The 3055-nt window shown below is 54.2% G+C and carries 3 protein-coding genes and 1 pseudogene; all 4 read right to left on the bottom strand.

Annotated elements, in window-relative coordinates; genetic code table 11:
* Nucleotides 1-339: 339 nt before the first annotated feature.
* On the bottom strand, nucleotides 340-726 hold the full coding sequence (locus tag AB4Z27_RS28600; protein ID WP_441645925.1) for a GtrA family protein: 387 nt from the start codon (nucleotides 724-726) through the stop codon (nucleotides 340-342).
* Nucleotides 723-1571, bottom strand: coding sequence for a class I SAM-dependent methyltransferase (locus AB4Z27_RS28595; RefSeq protein ID WP_441645924.1), 849 nt, complete (start codon nucleotides 1569-1571; stop codon nucleotides 723-725). Before AB4Z27_RS28595 ends, AB4Z27_RS28600 begins: the two co-directional genes overlap by 4 nt.
* A gap of 342 nt (nucleotides 1572-1913) precedes the next feature.
* Nucleotides 1914-2699, bottom strand: coding sequence for a class I SAM-dependent methyltransferase (locus AB4Z27_RS28590; RefSeq protein ID WP_441645923.1), 786 nt, complete (start codon nucleotides 2697-2699; stop codon nucleotides 1914-1916).
* Nucleotides 2696-3055, bottom strand: a pseudogene (locus tag AB4Z27_RS28585) (NAD-dependent epimerase/dehydratase family protein); the annotation flags it as partial. The pseudogene AB4Z27_RS28585 and the gene AB4Z27_RS28590, both read right to left, overlap by 4 nt.

Here is a 3055-nt window from a genome sequence, read left to right as displayed (position 1 = left end):
GGGGAAGGAGAAGGGGGGCGGGAAACGAAAAAAGCCGCACATTGCTGTGCGGCTTTTTCGTGGACATCACGCTGGCGCATGACATCGAAATCTGGTCGGGGTGAGAGGATTCGAACCTCCGGCCTCTACGTCCCGAACGCAACATGATGGAAGACGCTGGGTCTTGGCATAGTCTACGGGCTGTTCGAGAAAGACGTAGATAATATCGCGACAATATTGGCTAATTTGGTTAAACCCAGATGATCATTAGCTCAATCTGCTCTAAAAACGAAAACTAACCGGGTAGAAGAAGATTATTAGTTTGAGAGGGATTCTAGACTGTGCTAGCGAGTTTCACCTTCAGGTGCTTTCCCGCCGGCCCGTGAAAACCATGCGTGACAACACCACATAGGACACCATGGCCATAAAGGGCGTGAGGATCAATTGCCCTAGGATCGGCTGTTCAATCCATCCCTTCAGCATTGTCAGGCAAATTAGATTTACGACGTAAATAAAACAATATGTCATTACAAACCGGGGCAATCTGGCACGTGTCATATCGCGGAAGGCATAGCCTCCCAACGTGACGAAATTGAATCCGATGCCCATGATGATGCCGGCGATCAGCGCTAGCCAAGGCGGTGCTCCCATCAGGATGGCCGCTGAATACACCAGCCAGCCAAACAACGAGTTGAATCCGCCGGCAATCAGGAAACGAATAAAGGTGGCGTAGCGCTTGAGCTTCATCGTTGAGGGCGGTAACCGAAAGACAGCATGTTGCCGACATTAAAACTTAGTTTCATGTCGGCCATGCCGATCGCATCCAGGCCTTTGATCATGTTTTGCTTTAGTCCGACGCCAAGGGGTAACAGTCGCATCCAGTAGCGCAGCGCATAGCGGTTCTGGAAGCTGTGGACGATGATCGAGTCAAATTTGTTGCGCTCCAGGAGATACCGGATGCTCTTTGGCGAGAACAGTTGCATGTGTTCGATATCGATGATGGGCGACCGCTTGCCCAGGAGTCGATTGATGCCACTGCGATAATCATGCGTCACCAAGGCAATGGCTCCGCCGGGCCGGAGCAGGCGACTTGCCGCTGACACGATTTCACATGGGTCTCTGACGTGCTCCAGGGTCATGAAGCAACAAATGAAATCAAAGCTTTCGAGCTGGAAATCCGACTCTCTGAAAATAGCCTCCGTGAGCCAGCTTTGTCGATGAGGCGGCGCTGCTGCGATCGCAGCCGATGACGGTTCGACGCCCAGTGTGACCTTGAATCCCTGGGACCGGAGGACATCCAGGAAAATGCCCGTACCCGCCCCGATCTCCAGTGCCGACTCCTTGCTCGTGAGGCGGCTCAATACCGGAAGGACGGCTTCGCCGTACGCCGCCGCCGCATCGTCTGCCTCCTGCGCACTATCGAAGCTCGCGAGGTGATAGGCATGGGCCAGTATGGACTGATCCGGAGGATCATTGGCATACACCAGATCGCACGTCGGGCACTGAACCAATTGATGATTCATGAATTCAGGCAGCTTGCGCGAGGCAAAACTGAATGCAGACATCAGCGCAGGATCGATGTTCTGTTTCATGAAAAGCCTCGCCTCGGACGATTGCGTGCTACAGACTGGGCAAGATCGACTGGTCATATTAGCTTGTCTTGGTTGAGCAGTTATTTGGGGGGGCATAGCGAATGGTTTTATAACGGCCGAAATCCTATTCCTCATTCCTGATGGGGTTCGACGAGCATCAATGCCGCCAGGAGGCTCACACCTGCAACGGTTCATAAAGGGGCGGCGCAAAGCGTCGCTGATTTGCCCGGGATGTCAGCGAAAAAATAATTCCTTCTGTATATCGGGATGGCCAAGGACAGCCCAAGTCCAATCCAAGTCCAACCAGGAAAAAACCAAAGAGCACGCCTAGCTTGCCTTTCATCACGCGCCTTTCTTGGCTCGGACAAAGTAGCCAAGCGGGTCTTCTTTTGAGCCCATTCCCAGTGAAATGGAGACGTGTGCCGCAACGATAAAGCCCGTGGCGAGCAAACCGCAGAGCAGCGACAACGGCAGCTTCCAGCACATGGACCATATTGGTCTGGCAGGTCGCAGCAGCCTGATTGTCAGTACCGTCAACTTGTTGGCGATTGCTGCAATGTCATTACCACGCTCACGAATGTCGAGGTTGGTGAAACCACTCTGGACAAACAGATTTTGCAGACGCTCGCGGGTAAACCGATGGTAATCATGCGGCAAGTGGTGCTGCCGAGCTGACCAGGGCACCGTGAGCAACATGACGCCACCGGGCTGGAGAACCCGTGCCATTTCGCTGACCAGGAGCTGCGGGTCCTCCGAGTGCTCCAACACTTCGATGCACAGGACGCATTCAAAGGTGGCGTCGTCGAAGGGCATCAGCCGCCCATCGTAATAAATCACGTCGTAGCGCTTACTACCCATTCCAAATTCATCGGCGTGCCCGACGTCAATACCCTGATAGGTCGTCGATGCCGGTAACCATGCACGCCAGGGCGACTGGCCGGCACCCACATCCAGGACCCGGCCGCTGGCCTGCCCGAGCGCCGGACGAAGGAATTGCACAATCGTCCCCAATTGGAGATCAATCAAGCACCGCAGCCTAAACAGGAAGGGGTTAGTGGCCGGTGACTTGACTGAAATCGGCTGAAAACCTTCTTTCCGGTGCATGTTGCCGGATCCGGGTTGCATCATTTGATGGCCTTTCCATCCGGTAACAGCTCCGTGGCCTTTCCATTGCGGATCAGTGCGGAGCGGATCAGGCGCGGCCTGCCTTTGACCTCGGCCATGATCTTGGCGACGTATTCACCGACCAGACCAATGGCAAAAATATTAAACGAGCCGAACATCAGGATGGCGATCAACAAGGTGGTGACGCCTCGTGGCGCGATATCCGGGCTGAATATACGCAAGGCGGCAACGATGACAGCCGCAATCGTGGAGAGACCGAGCGCAATAACGCCTGTGGAGGTCAGCAAGGTCAGGGGCGTGTTACTGAAAGAAAAGATGCCTTTCTTAGCCCAATCAATGTTTTTGATGAAGCTGTTGGT

Origin of the sequence: Cupriavidus sp. KB_39 (genome assembly GCF_052114485.1) — a bacterium.
Classification (GTDB): Bacteria; Pseudomonadota; Gammaproteobacteria; order Burkholderiales; family Burkholderiaceae; genus Cupriavidus.
The sequence above is the reverse complement of the archived record's forward strand: the minus strand, read 5'-3'. Positions and strand labels throughout refer to the sequence as shown.